This window comes from Actinomadura sp. KC345 (genome assembly GCF_004348515.1).
Taxonomy (GTDB): domain Bacteria; phylum Actinomycetota; class Actinomycetes; order Streptosporangiales; family Streptosporangiaceae; genus Spirillospora.
The window spans coordinates 13,932-31,970 of the sequence record NZ_SMKH01000059.1 but is presented as its reverse complement, the minus strand read 5'-3'; the positions used below and the strand labels follow the sequence as shown (position 1 = coordinate 31,970).

The window sequence follows — 18,039 nt, the reverse complement described above, 5'->3', positions numbered from 1 at the left end:
CCACCGCCTCCAGCGGCTCGACGCGCAACCGGGCCCGCGCCTCCCCGCCGGACACCTCGGCGAGCCCCGCGGCCACCAGATCGTCCGCCTCGACCGCCCCCGCGTCCACGGGCACCTGCAACCAGAACAGCCGCGTCAGGGCCTCCAACGGCGACCCGCCGCCGGTCACCCGCAGCGCCGGCACGATCTCGTCGCGCGCCAGCGCCCCACCCGCGACCGCACCGAGCAGTTCCCGCACCCGGGCGACGGTGTAGTCCGCCCCTAGCAGGACTTCACGGACACGGATCAGCGGCTCCCGAAGATCAGACACGCCACCATCCTGCCCCCTCGGCGAGGCCGCATGGCGCTCCGGCGGGACACTCCCCCGCCGTGTCCGGCGTTCGGCGCCCGGCTCCACCCGGCGATGGGCGGTCAGGCCAGATAGGTCTTGAAGCCTTCGGTCAGAGACTCGGCTATGCGCTGGCGGAAGGACTTGTCGGCGAACTTGGCGGCGTCTCCCTTGTTGCGCATGTTGCCGCACTCGAGGAAGACCTTGGGGACCTTCGACATGTTGAGGCCGCCGAGGTCGTTGCGCCGGTCCCGGCCTTCCTCGCCCAGGTAGTTGGAGTAGGGCATGCCGGTGCCCTCGCGGTAGGCGTCGCGGAGGGCCTTGCCCAGCTTCTGGGAATCGGGCACCATCCCGGCGTTCCTGGGGATCGCGATCGGCTCGATGACGTGGAAGCCGTGGGCGGACGCACGCGCGTTGCCGTCGGCGTGGATCGACACCGCGGCGTCGGCGTCCAGCCGGTTGGCGATGGCGGCGCGCTCGGTGATGCACGGGCCGACGCCCTTGTCGCTCTTGCGCGTGAGCGTCACCTCGGCGCCCTCGGCTTGGAGCAGCTTCGCGAGCCGCTTGGAGACGTCCCAGGTGAAGGCGTGCTCGGCGTAGCCGTCGTTGGACGAGGTGCCGGTCGTGTCGCACGCCTTGCTGCCGTTGCCGATCTTGACCTGCTTGTTGATCTCGTCCGGATGGTCCGCGTTCCCGCCGTTGTGCCCGGGGTCGATGACGATCACCTTGCCGGCCAGCGCGGACGCGTCGCCCCGGGCGGCCGCGGGCGGCTTCCCCGCCGGGGAGGGGCCGCCCGCCTGCGGCGGGTTCGCCGTCTCACCCCCGCCGGCGGACGTCCCGGAGGAGCCCCCGCACGCGGTGAGCGCGCCAAGGCACAGCGCGATACCGGCGACCACCGGGCCGCCTCGATGAATGCGCACTGGCCGCTTCCTCCGTGATGGGTTCGTTATCGACCCACACAGTCTGCACACCGATCAAGCTTCGTCAAACGAACTCCGGGAAACCGGCCGGGACGGCGCGCGGAGGGATCAGCCGAGGGGGTCCTCCTTGCCCAGGAGGGCGGCGAGCGCCCGGGCCTCTTCCGCGTCCAGGCCGAGGACCACGCGGGGACGGCCCCACGGGTGGTCGATCGAATGGGCGACGTAGCTGGCGACGGACTCCGAGACCTCCTCGGCCAGACCGCGCGCGTGGCGCCACTCCGACCATGCGCGTTCCAATTCGCTCGCCGCGTGCTGCGCGCACGACACCAGTTCCGGATCACGCACGAGACCAACCCCCCTGACGACATGTCGCTTCCCGTGCCCGCGCGGCGACCGCTCCGGTCCGGGCGGCCTCCCCCGAGGCCGCCCGGACCCGGGCGCCGAACGGTGAGTCCCATTAACCCGCCGGGCGCGGCCTACGGGCTGGCGAATGCGGCAGGCTTGGCCAGCCCCTTACCCGGCCCGCACCGATTCATTGAACGATCGACCGTTCCTGTGCCCCGGCATAACCGGGTACGGCGCGGAGGACGAGGCCGGCGGGGAGCGCTTGCGAGGCGGGGGGACGTGCCCGTGGTAAGGGCCCCGTGGTGGGGGTCCGACGCGGGGTTCGTAGACGTGGCGGGCTCAGGCGGCGGGAGCGGGTCCCGTCGTCGAGCGGACCACCAGGTGCGGGACGACCAGGTTCTGCCGGGCCGCGCGGGACGGGTCGCCGATGCGCGCGGTCAGCAGCTCGGCGGCCACCCGTCCCATGTCCCTGCGCGGCTGGTCCACGCTGGTCAGCGAGATGTGGCGGATGGCGGCGAGGTGGGTGTTGTCGTAGCCGACGATCGACAGCTCGCCGGGCACCCGCACCCCCAGTTCGTCGGCGGCCGAGAGCGCGCCGGTCGCGACCAGGTCGTTCGGCGCGAAGATCGCGGTGGGACGGGGGTCGCGGCGCAGCAGCGCGCCCGCGGCCCGGTAGCCACCCTCCTCGGTGAAGTCGCCGGGCTCGACGACGACCTCGCCCGCCAGCCCGTGCCGGCGCATCGCACGCTCGTAGCCGGTGCGGCGGTAGCGCGCGGTCGTCGAGCGCGCCCCCTCGATGTGCGCGATCCGCCGGTGCCCCAGCTCGACGAGGTGGTCGACGGCGAGGCTGGCGCCGAGCTCGTCGTCGTCCACCACGATGTCGACGCCGCTGACGTCGCGCTCGCCGACGACCACCACCGGGACGCTGGCCGCCGCCTCCTTGAGGCTCTCGGGGACGACGCTGAGCAGGACCAGCCCGTCCACCCTCATCTCCAGGAACGCCTCGACGGCCTCCGCCTCGAACATCGGGTCCCAGCGGCCGCTGCCGACGAGCATCCGCAGGCCGGCGCCGTGCAGGCTCTCCTGCAGGCCGTCGAGGAACTCGGCGAAGAACGGGTTGTGGAGGTCGGCGACGATCGCGCCGATGAGCCTGGTGCGTCCCTCGACCAGGCTTCTGGCCACGGCGTTCGGCCGGTAGCCGAGTTCCCGGGCGGCCTGCAGAACGGCCTGCCTGCGGCGCTCGCTCACATGCGGTGACCCCCGCATCACCAGCGAGACGAGCGATTTGGAGACGCCGGCGCGTTCGGCGACGTTGCGGATCGTCGGTTTCGGCGCGGGAACGGACCTCCCCTCGTCGCGCGCGGCGGGAGACGGTTCGTTGCGCGGCCGGGGGACCGCGCCCTCTCCCTGCCTGTTGTGCGGGGGATTTGCTTGATCAGCTGACATGGCACTCCGTCCAGGGGGACCTGCAGGACCTGCCGCGGCGGCGCGCCGTCGGGGGCCCGGCGCGCCGGCCTCCCGCTCGGGAGGAGATGCCATGATGCCGCGCCCTCCCCTCAAACCGCCGCAACAGGGAGTAACGGGCATCCGACAATGGTGGTTCGGGCCTGTGGTGTTCCGGGTCACAGCCTCACCGGTCAGTGATCGCGAACATGTGAAAAGCCCGTTTCGTGCCGCCTCGGTATGGCCTGCCGCCTCCTGCGCTCGGATACGCTGCCCAGGTGGCAGATCGCGCGGTGGCCGGTGACAGGGCGCGGAGCCGGCAGGGCGGCGGACGTGGCCGCCGCAGGCTCAGCGTCGACGAACGGCGAGACGAACTGATCTCGGCGGCGCTGCAACTGTTCAGCACGCGCTCGCCCGAGGACATCTCGATCGACGACGTCGCGGCCAAGGCGGGCGCCTCGCGGGCGCTGGTCTACCACTACTTCGGCGGCAAGTACGAGCTGTACATCGCGGCGCTCGGCAGCGCCGCCAAGCAGCTGTCGGTGCTGCTCGAACCGCCCACCGAGGGCAAGCCGATGGAACGCCTGCGGATCTCGCTGCGGCGCTACTTCGACTTCGTGGAGAGCCACGCGGCGGGATACACGGCCCTGCTGCGCGGCGGACCGGCCGACCGGTCGGGCGAGGTCGGCGAGATCGTGGACGGCATCCGGCGGCTGGTGCTGGGCCGGGTCCTGCACTCGCTGGACGTCGACACCCCGCAGCCGATCCTGCGCATCACGCTGCGCTCCTGGATGGCGGCCGTGGAGACCGCCGGGCTGGACTGGCTGGAGAACCGCGACGTGGGCCGTCCCGAGCTGGAGAGCCTGCTGGTCGATCACCTGGTCGTCATGCTGCACACGGCCGGACGTCATGACCCGGGCACCGGCCGGCTGTTCGACCGTCTCTCCCAAGAAGAGCTGGGCCCGTAGGGCCGGACGGGCTCACCCGTGGGCCGTTTGTCCATCCATGGACTCGGCGTCCTCTTGCGATATCCCTGTCCTCATGTGGACAGATAGTCTCGCGTGTCCCAAATTTCCGCGCACGTCAGCGCCGCCGCGACGGCGCCACCGCGATCAGGCGGCCGCTTCGGGGCGGGCGCTTCAGCGCCGCCCACCTCGGAACCGTCACTTCAGCGCGGGCACGTTCCTGCGATGACTTCAGGTGCCGAGACGTGTGCGGCACCGTCTGCGCCGTCCCCGGCGCGGGACGCGTCCAGGCGCCCGGCGCCGGGGGCGGCGCAGCCGGCGACGGTTACTCCGACCGCTGCTGCGGGATTCCCGCGAGCAGCGCCCGCACCTCCGCCTCGCGGTAGCGGCGGTGCCCCCCCAGTGTCCGGATGGACGTGAGCTTTCCCGCCTTCGCCCACCGCGTGACGGTCTTGGGGTCGACGCGGAACATGGTCGCCACCTCCGCCGGCGTCAACAGGGGCTCGGCCTCTGGCGTACGTGCTGACATGTTTGCGGCCTCTCCTCCATGGACCGATGACAGCGATCCTGCGATTTGATCTTCGCGCGGTCACTGATGTCCCCTATGGCCCGAAAGAGCCACTATGACATCACAACGTGTAACCTTGCCACCACTCAGCGCTACAAGCAAGTTCCTGGCGGTAGTTGCGTGCAAACATCCCCGCGGGTGCGAGGCGCCGCGCCGGCGCGATGGCAACTGGGTCACGCTGCGTGATTCTAGCGACACGTATAGTCGTATCGCGCAGGGATTCGGGAAATTTGTTTTAGTTCGCCGTCTCAAGGGCCCGGACCGGCCTCCATCGGGCGAGGAGCCGCTTGTACATCGCCACGGTCAACTCGACCTCTCCGCGCTGCATCCCGGTGAGGGCCACGGCCATCTCGGCGACGGACTCATCCGCGCTGAGCGCCCTGTCGTCCATCAGGTGGACCAGCCCTCCGTAATCGAGTTCCACGAGCGAGCGCGCGTGGAAGCCGCCCAGCCACCGGTCCAGCGTCTCCAGCCGTCCGGCCGACAGGAGGTAGACGTCGCCCGTCCCGTCGCCGAGGTTCTCGCGCACCACGGGGAGCGCGGCCGAGACGCGGCGGCGCGCTTCGCCCATGGAGGTGACGTAGATGAGGGTCCGGGCGGGCGCGGCCGTCGCCGGACCATGACCCCCGTTCTCCTCCGAGGCGTCTTCTGACTTGCTGTAGCCCGTCCCAGGGGTGCCCAGCATCAGGCACCGCTCGCTCCGCTCGAAAGGGACGAACCAGTCCAGCGGGACGTGCCAGGTGCTCGTCAGGATGTGGGGGCGCAGCGAGCGTCCCGCGCTCTTCCACTGCTCGAAGTCGCCCAGGACCCGCTCCGACAGCGGCGGCGGGACGAACGCGGCGGCGACACCAGAGGCGTGCTCGGCCCTGAAGCGTTCGAAGGCCAGCCATGAACGCAGCCGCGTCTGCCAGGGGCACACGTAGATCATGTCGTCCAGGCGGCGGACGTAGGCGTCCCGGCTCTCGCGCTCTGGCACGACCTCCGGCGGTGAGCCCGTCATCCTCAGCGTGGCGTCACGGTGCTCGACTCCCAGCGCGTGGATCCGCCGCGGGCGTCGCCTGGAGTCGGCGTAGACCGTCCACAGGGTCCGCGAGGGTTCCGGGAAGGCGGTCACCGGTTCATAAACCCGTAGGTACGCGGCGTACGGAAGCACCATCGCATCGTTACATGAGATTCGGCCGGGCGGGACGCCATCGGGCGTCCTACGCTGATCTTAGAGACAGAGAGGAGGGCACTACCGTGCCTAATGTCTTCGGGGCGCCCCACAAAGGCACCGAACCCCGACACGAGCAGGTCGTCTTCTGCCAGGACGAGGCCAGCGGCCTGCGCGCCATCATCGCGATCTACTCCACCGCGCTCGGCCCGTCCCTGGGAGGCACACGCTTCTATCCGTACGAGTCCGAGGAAGAGGCGCTCGCCGACGTGCTCAACCTTTCCCGGGGCATGGCCTACAAGAACGCCATGGCCGGGCTGGACCTCGGCGGCGGCAAGGCCGTCATCATCGGCGACCCGGCCGTCGACAAGTCCGAGGCGAAGCTCAGGGCGTACGGACGGTTCGTCCAGTCCTTGAACGGCCGCTACTACACCGCGTGCGACGTCGGCACGTTCAGCGAGGACATGGACGTCGTGGCGCGCGAGACCGGTTTCGTCACCGGCCGGACGGTCGCGCACGGCGGAGCCGGCGACTCCTCCATCCTCACCGCGTTCGGCGTGTTCCAGGGCATGCGCGCTGCGGCCGAGACCATCTGGGGCTCCCCCACGCTGCGGGGAAGGCGAGTCGGGGTCGAGGGCGTCGGGAAGGTCGGCCGCCGGCTGGTGGAGCACCTGCGCGAGGACGGCGCGGACGTGGTGATCTGCGATGTGAACGAGCCCGCCATCGACCGGGTCCGGGCAATGCACCCGGAGGTGGAGGTCGTCGCAGACAGCGACGTGATGATCCGCACAGAGCTCGACGTGTACGCACCCTGCGCGCTCGGCGGCTCCCTCAACGACGACACCGTGACCGCCCTGAAGGCGAAGGTGGTCTGCGGTGCGGCCAACAACCAGCTCGACCACCCCGGGGTGGAGAAACGCCTCGCCGACCGCGGCGTCCTGTACGCCCCCGACTACGTGGTCAACTCCGGTGGCGTGATCCAGGTCGCGGACGAGATCGAGGGCTTCAACTTCGAGCGCGCCAAGGCCCGCGCCGCGGGGATCTACGAGACCACCCGCACGATCTTCGCGCTGGGCGCCGACGAGGGCGTCCCGCCGGCGGCCGCGGCCGACCGGCTCGCCGAGCGCAGGATGTCCGAGATCGGCAGGCTGCGCGGCATCCTCGTCTGAAAGCGGGCTCGTCTGAAAGCGGGGCTCGTCTGAAAAAGGGGGCTCGTCCGAACCGGGCTGGTCTGAACCGGGTTCGAATCAGGAGCCTCGGAGGGCTCCGCTAGGTCTTGTTAGACCGTTGCAAAACCGTTGCCAGGGCTGCCGTGGGGGAGCGTACGACCGTCCCACGGCGGCTTTGGCACCTACCCGTGACCACCGGATACACTGTTGTTATCAGCAACAGGAGCGCCGCCACGTACCGTCGATGTACCGAGCCGGGCGCAAAACGGGTACGGTTGTACCCGTGACTGACGCATGGCTCATCAGGCACCGGTCCGTGTGGTACACGCGCGCTTGGATGGGCCCACGAAAGCCCTGACCATCGAGGGGGTCGAGCCAATGGGTCGCGGCCGAGCCAAGGCCAAGCAGGTAAAGGTTGCCCGACAGCTCAAGTACAACAGTGGCAACACGGACCTCGACCGCCTGAAGAGCGAACTCGGAGTCGACGACTCCGGCGAAGACTCCTATGACGAGCTCGCCGAGAAGTACGCCGACTTCGCCGAGGACTACGGCACCGAGGACCGCAAGGACGGCACCTCCGGTTGATCGGCCGACAGCGCGCCACCGCCCGCAGCACAGGGCGGTGGCGTTTGTCGTGACCTCTGGATGTTCGCCAAGGTGTTCGTCGTTGGGGTGTGGTTCATCATGGTCTCCGTATGCCGCCGAGGCTGCCCACAGGGCGCGTTCGGCGGCTGACGCGTCTTGTGGGACTCGTGTGGGCTGAGAGGCGCGCTGCGTTCCTCTCAGCCCTCGGGCATGGCGTCCGCGCCGCCCGCCGTCGAGCGCGGAGTTCCGGAATCAAGCGGGCCGTCTCTCAGGCGAAGGCCGCAGAGCCGCCGCCGCTGCTGGAGACGATGTCCCCGAGGTGCCAGGCCGGGACGCCACGGGAGGTCAGGAGGCGGAGGGCCTCGTCGGCGCCGTCCGGATCGATGATGGCGGCCATTCCGACGCCCAGGTTGAACGTCTTGTCCATCTCGGCCTGGGGAACGTCCCCGTGAGCCTGGAGGACGCGGAACAGGGCCGGGGTCTCCCAGGACGACCGGTTGAGCGCGGCGTCGACGTTCGCGGGCAGTGAGCGGGCCAGGTTCGCGGCCAGCCCGCCGCCCGTGATGTGCGCGAACGCACGCACCCCGCCGGCCTGCATCAGGGCCAGGCAGTGCTTGGCGTAGATGCGGGTCGGAGTGAGAAGTTCCTCACCGAGCGGACGGTCGAGTTCCGCCGGCTGGGATTCGAGGGTCAGGTCCGTCGTGGCCAGGATGTGCCGGACGAGCGAATACCCGTTCGAGTGAATACCGGATGACGCCATGGCGATGACGACGTCACCCGGGCGGACACGATCGGGACCGAGGACCTCGCCGGCCTCGACGACACCCGTTCCAGCGCCCGCGAGGTCGAACTCGTCCGCCTCGAGCAGGCCGGGATGCTCGGCGGTCTCGCCGCCGACGAGGGCGCATCCGGCCAACGCGCAGGCGTCCGCGATGCCGCCGACGATGTCGGCGATCCGCTCCGGGACGACCTTGCCGCAGGCGATGTAGTCGGTCATGAACAGCGGCTCGGCGCCGCACACGGCCAGATCGTCGATGACCATGCCGACCAGGTCGTGGCCGACCGTGTCGTAGACGCCGAGACGGCGCGCCAGGTCGACCTTGGTACCCACACCGTCCGTGGACGTGGCGAGCAGGGGGCGTTTGTAGCGCAGGAGTGCCGAGGCGTCGAAAAGACCGGCGAACCCGCTGACGTCGTCGACCACTTCCGGACGCCGTGCGCGTGCCACCCGGGACTTCATCAGCTCGACGGCGCGCTCGCCCGCCGCGATGTCGACCCCGGCGGCCTCGTACGAGACCTGCGTAGGGCGACCCGTCATGAGGTGACCTCCAGCAGGTGCTTGCCGCGGGCGTCATCGTCCACCGGGACGGGGTAGACGCCGTCGAAGCAGGCCCGGCACAGGTTGTCCTTGGCGATGTGCGAGGCGGAGATCAGCTCGTCCAGGGAGATGTAGCCGAGCGAGTCCGCGCCGATCGAGTCGCGGATCTCCTCCACCGACAGGTTCCCGGCGATCAGCTCGGCACGGGTGGCGAAGTCGATGCCGTAGAAGCACGGCCAGGAGACGGGCGGGCTGGAGATCCGCACGTGGACCTCGGCGGCGCCCGCGTCGCGCAGCATCGCGACGATGGCGCGCTGGGTGTTGCCGCGCACGATCGAGTCGTCCACGACGATCAGCCGCTTGCCCTCGATGGCCTCGCGCAGCGGGTTGAGCTTGAGCCGGATGCCGAGCTGCCGGATGGTCTGGGACGGCTGGATGAACGTCCGGCCGACGTAGGAGTTCTTCACCAGCCCCTGGCCGTAGGGAATGCCGGACGCCTCGGCGTAGCCGATCGCGGCCGGGGTGCCCGACTCCGGGGTCGGGATGACCATGTCGCCCTCGACGGGGTGCTCGCGGGCCAGCCGGCGCCCGACCTCGACGCGGGTGGCCTGGACGCTGCGCCCCGCGATCGTCGTGTCGGGCCGGGCCAGGTAGACGTACTCGAACAGGCAGCCCTTCGGCCGCGCCTCGGCGAACCGCTCGGACCGGACGCCGGAGCCGTCGACCGCGATCATCTCGCCCGGCTCGATCTCGCGGACGACGCGGGCGCCGACGATGTCGAGACCGGCGGTCTCGGACGCCACGACCCAGCCTCCGCCCTCCATCTCGCCGAGGACGAGCGGGCGGATGCCCTCCGGGTCCCGGGCGGCGTACAGCGTCCCCTCGTCCATGAAGACCAGGGAGTACGCGCCGCGGGTGGCGGGCAGGATCTCCCGCGCCGCCGCCAGGGGGTCGTCGCCGTGGGTGGACAGCAGGGCCGCCAGCACCTCGGTGTCGGTCGTGGCGGTCAGCACGCCGGGGTCGAGCCGCGCGGCCAGCTCCGGTGTGTTGATCAGGTTGCCGTTGTGGACGAGCGCCAGCCCGCCGGCGTCGCTCGACCGGAACGTGGGCTGCGCGTTCTCCCACGTGGGAGACCCGGTCGTCGAGTACCGGCAGTGGCCGACGGCGATGTGGCCGCGCAGGGTGTTCAGGACCGACTCGTCGAAGACCTGGGCCACGAGGCCCATGTCCTTGAAGACGACGATGCGTGAACCGTCGCTGACGGCGATACCCGCCGATTCCTGCCCACGGTGCTGGAGCGCGTACAAGCCGTAGTAGGTGAGCTTGCTCACTTCCGCCCGGGTGGCCTGGTCAGCAGGCACCCAGACTCCGAAGACCCCGCACGCGTCCTGCGGGGGGCGGTCGGTGGGATCGATGTCGTGGCTCATACGTCCGTCACGGAGAGGCACATTCGCCAGTCTAGATGCCCGGTTCAGCTGCTCCGATCGGTGGCATGTACTTAACGGACCTTTACGCACCCGAACCACGGGCATCACGTCCCACGGGGGAGTCTGGTGACCGACACGTGGAGGAACGCATGACGCTGCCCGGGTACCAGACGTACTCGCCGCCCTCCCCGCCCAAGCGGAGCACGCTGGCCAGGGCCTCGCAGATACTCGGAATCGTCGGCCTGGCGGGGCTCGTGCTCTGTCTGGCGGGGATGATTCCAGCCGTCGTCGGGCTCGTCCTGGGAACGATGTCCCTCATGCGGCGCGACGCGGACCGGCGGCCCGCCGTCGTGGGCGTCGTCTGCTCGGCCCTTGCCCTCGTCATCGGCGCCGGGATGCTCGTCTGGCTCCTGAGCAAGGCGGCAGAGTGCGGAGACGAGGCGCGCTATCCGGACGACTCGTCGCGGCGCGGCTGCGTGGAACGAGAGTTCCCCTTCGCCAAGGGGAGCACCACCCCTCGCTAGGGCTCTCGTGGTCGGTTAGGAACTCCCGTAGTCGGCCAGGGAGCGGACGGCTTCCTCGTCGAGCGCGGAGGCGTAGATGCGGAGATCGTCCATGAGGCCGACGAATCCAGGCTTGGTGGGTTCTCTGCCCAGGTAGATGGGTCCGGCCGGTGTGACGACGGCGTGCTCCAAGGGGACGGCGACGTCCAGCCTGCCGTTGACGTAGAGGAACATCCCGTCGGTGTCCACGACGAAGGCGACGTGCGCCCACTCCCCCACGGTCAGCCTGGCGTGACTGTCCACGTAGTCGGGGCCTTTGACGGTGAAGAGCTGGACGCGCAGCCTCATCGCGTCCGGGTACAGCCACAGGCCGAGGCCGCGCGCGTCGTTCTCGGCGACCGGCTTGTAGAGGAGGCTGCGCCATTCACCGGTCGGCTCCTCGTCGATCCGGACGAAGAACGCCACGCTGAACCCGAACACCTGGCTGAGGACGAGCTGAGGTGTGGCGGGAATCACGGCCCGCCCGCCGCCTTCCAGGGCCAGGACCTCCCCGTTCCGGCCGGGGACGATCTCGGCGGTCTCGTCCAGTTCGGCGGCGGGTCCGCTGCCGGCGGCGACGGCGACCGAGCGGCCGTCCACGGTGTCGACGTCGAACGTCCAGTGCGCGATCAGCACGGGATCACCTCCAGCGCGGCGCCGCGCCCCTGGCAGGATGTGCGCTGCCACGATGTGCGCATGATGCGCCGCCTTCCAGGCCGTGCCCCGAACGGACGGTGGTGACCACGCTGGCAGCGCCCGGCGGCCCCGGCAAGACCCGAATCGGCGAAGGGCCCGCGGCCCGGCTCAGCCGGTCTCCGAGGCGTTCCGCCCGGCGGGGCGCCCGGGGGGCGGGTCGATGGGCAGGGGGAGATGACCCGACAGGTCCGCGCGAGCGCCGCTGGCACGGACTCGTCCGTCCGCGACGGCTTCGGCCCAGGCCAGCCGGCCCGTGGCCAGGGCGATCCAGGCGGTCGCGCCCATCTCCACCACATTCGGGGGTGTACCCCGGGTATGGTGCGGGCCGTCGATGCATTGGACAGCGGCGTAAGGAGGAACGCGGACCTCCACGGAACGGCCGGGCGCCAGCTCGGCGAGGCGGTCGAGCAGGAAGCGCACCGCTCCTTTGACGACCGGCCGGGACGGTTCGGCCTTCCCGGAATCGATGCAGGCGAGGACGACGTCCAGGGCCGCGCGACGAAGCTCGGCCGGCTCGTCGGCGCCGGTGCGGGCCGGCAGGCCGAGCGCGGCGCGGTGCTCGTTCACGAGGGCGAGGGAAAGCGGTGTTCGCGGCATCGCCACCGACGCTACCGGGTCGCGCCCCAGGAGTGACCCGGCCCGCGGTGGGCGTGGCGAGGCCGCGCAGACGGTAAAAAGGACCCGGCGTCGGGGGTGAGCGCTTCCCGTCCGGTGTGCGGGAGGATCCCCGCCCCGCCGCCCGGCAAGGACGAGAAGCGCTCATCGAAGGGAAACGGGGAGCTCGGGGACGCGGTCCCCGGAGGACACGGAGGTTCGTCAGATGCCCGAGGCGCTGCCCCTGCAGCCGGGTGACCCGCGAAGACTCGGCTCGTACGAGATCACGGGACGGCTCGGCGTCGGCGAGCAGGGCGCCGTCTTCCTCGGCAGGGATCCCGCGGGCCGCCAGGTCGCCGTGAAGGTCCTGCATGTACGGCTGAGCGGTGAGCCCGTCGCGAGGTCGCGGTTCGCCGGCGCGTTCTCCTCGGCCCGGAAGGTGTCCGGCTTCTGCACGGCGGCGATCCTGGACGCCGATGTGGAGGGCGACCGTCCCTTCGTGGTGAGCGAGTGGGTGGACGGGCCGTCCCTCCAGCAGCTCGTGGACGAGGAGGGCCTGCGCGGCGGCGCGGTCGTCGAGCGCCTGGCGGTGGGCATGGCGATCGCGATCGCCGCCGTCCACCGGGCGGGCGCGCTCCATCACGACCTGAAGCCGGGGAACGTCCTCCTGGGACGGGACGGGCCGAGGCTGGGCGACTTCGGTATCGCCCGCGCTCTGGAGGCGGTGAACGTGTCCTTCTCCGGGCACATCACCGAGGACCCGTCCTACAAGGCGCCGGAGCAGCTCAGCGGCCGGGGCATCGGGCCCGCCGCGGACGTGTTCGCGTGGGCGTCGACCATCCTGTTCGCCGCGACCGGCCGGGCGCCGTTCGGGACCGGTTCGCCGTCCGAGGTGATGCAGCGGATCGTCTACGACGAGGTGGGCCTGACCGGTGCCCCGGATTCGCTCCGCGACGTGCTGTCCGACGCCTTCGTCAAGAACCCGGCCGACCGTCCGACGGCCAAGGGCCTCCTTCAGCGGCTCCTGGACGAGTCCAGCCCCCTGGCGAGCCGTATGCCGCCCTCAATGGTGGACGAGGGCCGCGCCCTCGCCGCGGGGCCGCCCGTCCAGCACCCCGACATGGCTCCTGGACCTGGGTCACCGACGCCTTCACCGCACATACCGCCGCCTGGGCCGGCTCAGGGCCCCCCAGGAGGCGTCCCTGGTCCCTGGACCGTCGACCCCGGCACCGCTTCCACGTTCACGGACGGCACGCCCGTGTCAGGCACGCCGGCTGCTCCTCCTTCAGGCCCGACCGCGCCTCCCGCCTCGGGCAGCGCCTCGTCTCCGTCCTTGCTGGGGAAGCTTTCGCGCACGCGCCGGTCGCGCTCGCCGGGACCCGAGCCCGTGGCACCCCCTGCCGATCTGGACGCGTCCGCCTTCGAGGAGACGACGAGCTTCAACGCTCTGGAACCACGGCAGCCCGACCGGGCCGAAGAGACCGCGACGTTCGACGCGTTCAGCCGCCCCGATCCCACTGCCACGTTCGACGCGGTCGACCCGGAACGGCAGCCGTACGGGGCCGAGCCCTCCCCGCTCGTCCCGGGGATGGGTGAGAACCGTGGCGGCCCCGCACGCGGTGGTCCGCTGGCGTCCCTCGCCAAGATGCGGCGCCCGAGCAACCACGTGCTGGGGGTCGCGCTCTCGCTGTTCATCGGGGTCGGCGTGGGCATCGCCATCATCGCGCTGGTGCTGGGTCCCCGGCTCAACGGCGATGACGGCCCGCCCCCGGACAGCGCCAACGCGTCCAACAACCGCCCGGTGACGACGATCCCGTCGTCCTTCGGGGGGACCTGGAAGGGGACGCTGGTCAACACGGGCCGCAACGCCTCGTTCCCCGTGGAGGTGACGTTCGAGGTGGGCGGCACCACGGCGCGCGCGGTCTACCCCCGGGAGGGCTGCGACGGCACGCTCACCCTGACCAGCGGCACCGAGAGTGCGCTGAAGATGGCCCTGGCCGTCGGGAAGCCGTGCACGGCCGGTGTCGTCCAGATCACCCGTCAGCCGGACGGGACCTTGCAGTACACGTGGAACAAGCCCGGGACGAACCTCGGCTACGGGGGCCGCCTGATCCGCGGCTGAACCGAAGCGGCTCCCGGCACGTACGAACCGGCGGAATGCCCTATTCACCCTCAAAAACTGGATAGTTCCGCTAAGGTTCCCTCGGACGTGAGCCCTTGTGAGTCCAGTCACGTAAGATAGCCCGGCTCCCAGCAAGGAGCCCGGTAATCACGCGCATGGCGCCGTCTCACTCACCTCAGGGGTCTAGCCTTGGCGAAGCCGCAGACGGTTGTTTAATGCTCATTGACCTTCGGCCGCGACGAGAGGAGAAGCCCGTGGAGACCCCCGCCTCCACACGCAGGCACGGTGGACGACGCACCGCGGTGGCTCTCGTGGCGCTCGCCACCGCGCTGCCGCTGCTCGGCACCGCCACTCCGTCCGGGGCAGCCCCGCCTCCGGCGACCGCCGCGTACGTCCCGCTCGACCCGGGCGACAGCGCGAAGTTCGCCAAGCTGAACAAGCAGATCGAGCAGCTCGAGAAGGAGCTCGGCGGCGACCTGGCCAGGCTCAAGAGCATCCAGTACGCGGCCAAGCAGGCGTACAAGAAGTCGAAGGTCCTGGAGAAGGACCTCGTCGAGGCCCGTGCCATCGCCGCCCAGCTCGCCGCGACCCAGTACATGCGGAACGGCGAGGACCCCACGGTCACCTTCCTGTCCGCCTCCAACCCGAGCGAACTGCTCAGCAACGCCAGCCTGGTCAGCCACATGGCCCAGAACCAGCACGCGAAGGTCGAGCAGATCCAGAAGCTCGTCAACGAGCAGGCTCAGGCCCGCAAGCAGTCCCAGGCGAAGATCGCGGAGGTCAAGAAGGAGATCAAGGACCTGAAGAGCCGCAGGACCAAGATCGAGGCCCTGGTCAAGAAGTACAAGCCCGAGTCGCCGGTCAGCGGCCTGGGCGGTGTCACGCCCCGCATGCTCAAGACCAAGAACGCCATCGACCTCGAGTTCGGCCCCTTCCCCACCATCGGCTGCGTCCGCGGCGGCGCGGACGCCCAGGACCACGGCACCGGCCAGGCCTGCGACTTCATGGTGACGACGGGCGGCGTCATGGCCTCGGGCAGCGCGCAGACACAGGGCGACCGGGCGGCCGAGTACGCCATCTCCAACGCGAGCTCGCTCGGCGTCAAGTACGTGATCTGGCGCCAGCGCATCTACGACATGCGCAGCCCCGGCTGGCGCGCGATGGAGAACCGAGGCGGCAACACCGCCAACCACTTCGACCACGTCCACATCTCGGTCTTCTAGCCGCTGGACGCGGAGCGCTCCGCAGAGCCGCTAGTAGCGCACGGACGACGTGAAAGGGCGCCCCGGTCTACCGGGGCGCCCTTTCGCGTTCGTGGACGGTCAGTCGGCGTAGCTGGGGACCATGCGCTCGTGGGCCTCGCGGAGCTCGTACAGCGGGATGCTGAACAGCTCCTGCTGGTCGCCGTCGGGGCCGTGGCCGGTGACGCTCAGGGAGTCGCCGCCGGCCACGCCGATCTGGCTGACGGGGACGCCCGCCGACTCGCAGAGGGCCGCCAGGCGCGCCTCGGCACCCGGGCGGACGGCGACCATGGCGCGGGCCACCGACTCGCTGAACAGCGCGACGAACGGGTCGCCCGGCAGCGTGATGCGGGCGCCCAGGCTGCCGCGCAGGCACGACTCCACCAGCGTCTGGGACAGGCCGCCGTCCGACAGGTCGTGGACGACGGTGACCAGCCCGTCGCGGATGGCGCTGACGAGCACGGACGCCAGCGACGTCTCGGCCTTCAGGTCCACCAGCGGCGGCAGGCCGCCCAGGTGCCCGTAGACGACGTGCGCCCACTCCGAGCCGCCGAACTCCTCGCGGGTCTCGCCGAGCAGCGCGATCGTGGCGCCGTCGGTCGTGAGCCCCATGTTCACCCGGCGCCGTACGTCGTCGTGGACGCCGAGGACGCCCACGACCGGGGTCGGGTTGATCGGCGTGGAGCCGGTCTGGTTGTAGAAGCTGACGTTGCCGCCCGTGACCGGGATGCCGAGGTACTGGCAGCCGTCCGCCAGGCCCTCGGCCGCGCGGGCGAACTGCCACATGACGCCCGGGTCCTCCGGGGATCCGAAGTTGAGGCAGTTGGTGACGGCCAGCGGCCGCGCGCCCGTGGCGGCGACGTTGCGGAACGCCTCGGACAGGGCGAGCTGCGCGCCCGCGTACGGGTCCAGGCGGGTGTAGCGGCCGTTCCCGTCCAGGGACAGCGCGATGCCCAGCCCGGACTCGTCGTCGATGCGCACCACGCCCGCGTTCTCCGGCATGGCCATGACGGTGTTGCCGAGGACGTACCGGTCGTACTGCGACGTCACCCACGTCTTGCCGGCCAGGTTCGGCGACCCGGCCAGCCACAGCACGGTGCGGCGCAGCTCGTCGCCGTTGGACGGGCGCGTGAGGCGGCCCGGCGTGTCGGACTGGAGGGCGCCGAGGTCGTGCGGCGGCTCCAGGGGGCGCCGGTACACCGGGCCCTCGTCGGCGGCGGTGGTCGGCGGAAGGTCGACGATCGTCTCGCCCCGCCACGTCATGACCAGCCGGCGCGTGTCGGTGACCGTCCCGATCACGGTCGCCGGGATCTCCCAGCGGCCGCAGATCTCCATGAAGCGGGCGACCTTGTCGGGCGTGACCACCGCCATCATGCGCTCCTGCGACTCGCTCATGAGGATCTCCTCGGGCAGGAGAGTCGCGTCGCGGAGCGGGACGGCGTCGAGGTCGATGTGCATGCCGCCGGTGCCGGCCGCGGCCAGCTCCGTCGTCGCGCAGGACACACCGGCGGCGCCGAGGTCCTGGATGCCGACCACCAGGTCCTCGCTGAAGAGCTCCAGGCAGCACTCGATGAGCAGCTTCTCCATGAACGGGTCGCCCACCTGGACCGACGGCCGCTTCTGCTGGGACTCGTCATCGAAGTTCGCGGAGGCGAGGACGGACGCGCCGCCGATGCCGTCCGGGCCGGTGAGCGCGCCGAACAGGATCACCTGGTTGCCGGGGCCGGGGGCCACGGCGCGCTGGATGTCCTCGTGCTTCATCAGGCCGACGCACAGCGCGTTCACGAGCGGGTTCTGCTCGTAGCAGGCGTCGAAGACCGTCTCACCGCCGATGTTGGGCAGGCCGAGCGAGTTGGCGTAGCCGCCGATGCCCGCCACCACGCCCGGGAGGACGCGCTGGGTGTCGGGGGCGTCCGCCGGGCCGAACCGGAGCGAGTCCATCACCGCGATGGGGCGGGCGCCCATCGACATGATGTCGCGCACGATCCCGCCGACACCGGTCGCGGCGCCCTGGTAGGGCTCCACGTAGGACGGGTGGTTGTGCGACTCCACCTTGAAGGTGACCGCCAGACCGTGGCCGATGTCCACGACACCGGCGTTCTCCCCCATGCCGACGAGCAGCTTGTCGGTCTTCGGTGCCTTGTCACCGAACTGGCGCAGGTGCACCTTGGAACTCTTGTAGGAGCAGTGCTCGCTCCACATCACCGAGTAGATCGCCAGCTCGGCCGACGTGGGGCGGCGTCCGAGGATGTCGCGGACGCGCCGGTACTCCTCCTCGTTCATCCCCAGCTCGGCGAACGGCTGCCGGCGCTCGGGGGACGCGGCGGCGATCGCCACCGTGTCGGTGCCGGTGTAGCCCTGGCCCTCGATGGCCGGTTGGGGGCCCGTCCCGCGGCCCAGCACGGGCTGCGGACCCGTCCCCGGACCGACCGCGGGCAGCGGGCCGGTGCCGGGACCCACGGCGGGCTGCGGTCCCGTCCCCGGACCGACGGCGGGCTGCGGGCCGGTGCCGCGCCACTCGGCCTGGACGGGCGGCTGCGGGCCGGTGTTCAGACCGACGGTGAGCTGCGGGTCGGGCCCGGAACCCACCGTGGGCTGGGGGCCGCTTCCCGGGCCGACCGCG

Annotated in this window: 16 protein-coding genes and 1 pseudogene; 6 read left to right on the top strand and 11 right to left on the bottom strand. The window is 70.9% G+C overall.

All coding sequences use genetic code 11. From position 1 onward, the window contains the following. The 4 genes and pseudogenes from E1281_RS12890 to E1281_RS12875 all read right to left on the bottom strand — a co-directional run. A pseudogene (locus E1281_RS12890) lies at positions 1 to 310 on the bottom strand (methyltransferase); the annotation flags it as partial. A gap of 101 nt (positions 311 to 411) precedes the next feature. Next, positions 412 to 1,248: an N-acetylmuramoyl-L-alanine amidase gene (locus E1281_RS12885; RefSeq protein WP_243716913.1), complete on the bottom strand. Its 837-nt coding sequence runs from the start codon at positions 1,246 to 1,248 to the stop codon at positions 412 to 414. Positions 1,249 to 1,356: 108 nt separating this feature from the next. Next, the gene (locus tag E1281_RS12880) at positions 1,357 to 1,593 is read right to left on the bottom strand and encodes a hypothetical protein (protein WP_131877713.1); all 237 of its coding nucleotides are present in this window, start codon (positions 1,591 to 1,593) and stop codon (positions 1,357 to 1,359) included. A gap of 339 nt (positions 1,594 to 1,932) precedes the next feature. After that, positions 1,933 to 3,039 carry a LacI family DNA-binding transcriptional regulator gene (locus E1281_RS12875; protein ID WP_243716911.1) on the bottom strand — a complete coding sequence of 369 codons (1,107 nt, stop codon included), beginning with the start codon at positions 3,037 to 3,039 and terminating at the stop codon, positions 1,933 to 1,935. A 275-nt stretch (positions 3,040 to 3,314) separates the two neighbouring features. Between E1281_RS12875 and E1281_RS12870 the strand changes: the two genes are divergently transcribed. Beyond that, a complete protein-coding gene (locus E1281_RS12870) occupies positions 3,315 to 4,004 on the top strand; it encodes a TetR/AcrR family transcriptional regulator (protein ID WP_131877711.1) in 690 nt (229 codons plus the stop codon). A gap of 322 nt (positions 4,005 to 4,326) precedes the next feature. Here E1281_RS12870 and bldC read toward each other — a convergent pair whose 3' ends face one another. Together bldC and E1281_RS12860 are read right to left on the bottom strand one after the other, a co-directional pair. Beyond that, a complete protein-coding gene (bldC, locus tag E1281_RS12865) occupies positions 4,327 to 4,530 on the bottom strand; it encodes a developmental transcriptional regulator BldC (RefSeq protein WP_012850682.1) in 204 nt (67 codons plus the stop codon). Between the two features lie 274 nt (positions 4,531 to 4,804). Further along, positions 4,805 to 5,683, bottom strand: coding sequence for a hypothetical protein (locus E1281_RS12860; RefSeq protein ID WP_347813285.1), 879 nt, complete (start codon positions 5,681 to 5,683; stop codon positions 4,805 to 4,807). 125 nt (positions 5,684 to 5,808) lie between these two features. On the opposite strand from E1281_RS12860, the gene E1281_RS12855 reads away from it, so the two are divergent. Both E1281_RS12855 and E1281_RS12850 read left to right on the top strand, forming a co-directional pair. Continuing rightward, positions 5,809 to 6,891, top strand: a complete 1,083-nt coding sequence (locus E1281_RS12855) for a Glu/Leu/Phe/Val dehydrogenase dimerization domain-containing protein (protein ID WP_243716909.1) — start codon at positions 5,809 to 5,811, stop codon at positions 6,889 to 6,891. A gap of 378 nt (positions 6,892 to 7,269) precedes the next feature. After that, a complete protein-coding gene (locus tag E1281_RS12850; protein ID WP_131877707.1) occupies positions 7,270 to 7,476 on the top strand; it encodes a DUF3073 domain-containing protein in 207 nt (68 codons plus the stop codon). Between the two features lie 268 nt (positions 7,477 to 7,744). Here E1281_RS12850 and purM read toward each other — a convergent pair whose 3' ends face one another. Continuing rightward, positions 7,745 to 8,794: a phosphoribosylformylglycinamidine cyclo-ligase gene (gene purM, locus E1281_RS12845; protein WP_131877705.1), complete on the bottom strand. Its 1,050-nt coding sequence runs from the start codon at positions 8,792 to 8,794 to the stop codon at positions 7,745 to 7,747. Continuing rightward, a complete protein-coding gene (purF, locus tag E1281_RS12840; RefSeq protein ID WP_131877703.1) occupies positions 8,791 to 10,242 on the bottom strand; it encodes an amidophosphoribosyltransferase in 1,452 nt (483 codons plus the stop codon). Before purF ends, purM begins: the two co-directional genes overlap by 4 nt. Positions 10,243 to 10,370: 128 nt before the next feature. Here purF and E1281_RS12835 point away from each other — a divergent pair, with 128 nt between their 5' ends. Beyond that, positions 10,371 to 10,745, top strand: a complete 375-nt coding sequence (locus tag E1281_RS12835; protein ID WP_131877701.1) for a hypothetical protein — start codon at positions 10,371 to 10,373, stop codon at positions 10,743 to 10,745. A 15-nt stretch (positions 10,746 to 10,760) separates the two neighbouring features. Here the strand turns inward: E1281_RS12835 and E1281_RS12830 are convergent, their stop codons facing one another. Further along, positions 10,761 to 11,450, bottom strand: a complete 690-nt coding sequence (locus E1281_RS12830; RefSeq protein ID WP_131877699.1) for a LamG domain-containing protein — start codon at positions 11,448 to 11,450, stop codon at positions 10,761 to 10,763. A gap of 117 nt (positions 11,451 to 11,567) precedes the next feature. After that, positions 11,568 to 12,056 (bottom strand): sterol carrier family protein, encoded by a 489-nt coding sequence (locus E1281_RS12825; protein WP_165958895.1) that lies wholly within the window; start codon positions 12,054 to 12,056, stop codon positions 11,568 to 11,570. A 223-nt stretch (positions 12,057 to 12,279) separates the two neighbouring features. Between E1281_RS12825 and E1281_RS12820 the strand changes: the two genes are divergently transcribed. Next, positions 12,280 to 14,175 (top strand): serine/threonine-protein kinase, encoded by a 1,896-nt coding sequence (locus E1281_RS12820; protein WP_131877697.1) that lies wholly within the window; start codon positions 12,280 to 12,282, stop codon positions 14,173 to 14,175. Positions 14,176 to 14,429: 254 nt separating this feature from the next. After that, positions 14,430 to 15,398: a DUF4200 domain-containing protein gene (locus tag E1281_RS12815; protein ID WP_131877695.1), complete on the top strand. Its 969-nt coding sequence runs from the start codon at positions 14,430 to 14,432 to the stop codon at positions 15,396 to 15,398. Between the two features lie 99 nt (positions 15,399 to 15,497). Here E1281_RS12815 and purL read toward each other — a convergent pair whose 3' ends face one another. Then, positions 15,498 to 17,786, bottom strand: coding sequence for a phosphoribosylformylglycinamidine synthase subunit PurL (purL, locus tag E1281_RS12810; protein ID WP_131877715.1), 2,289 nt, complete (start codon positions 17,784 to 17,786; stop codon positions 15,498 to 15,500). Positions 17,787 to 18,039 lie beyond the last annotated feature (253 nt).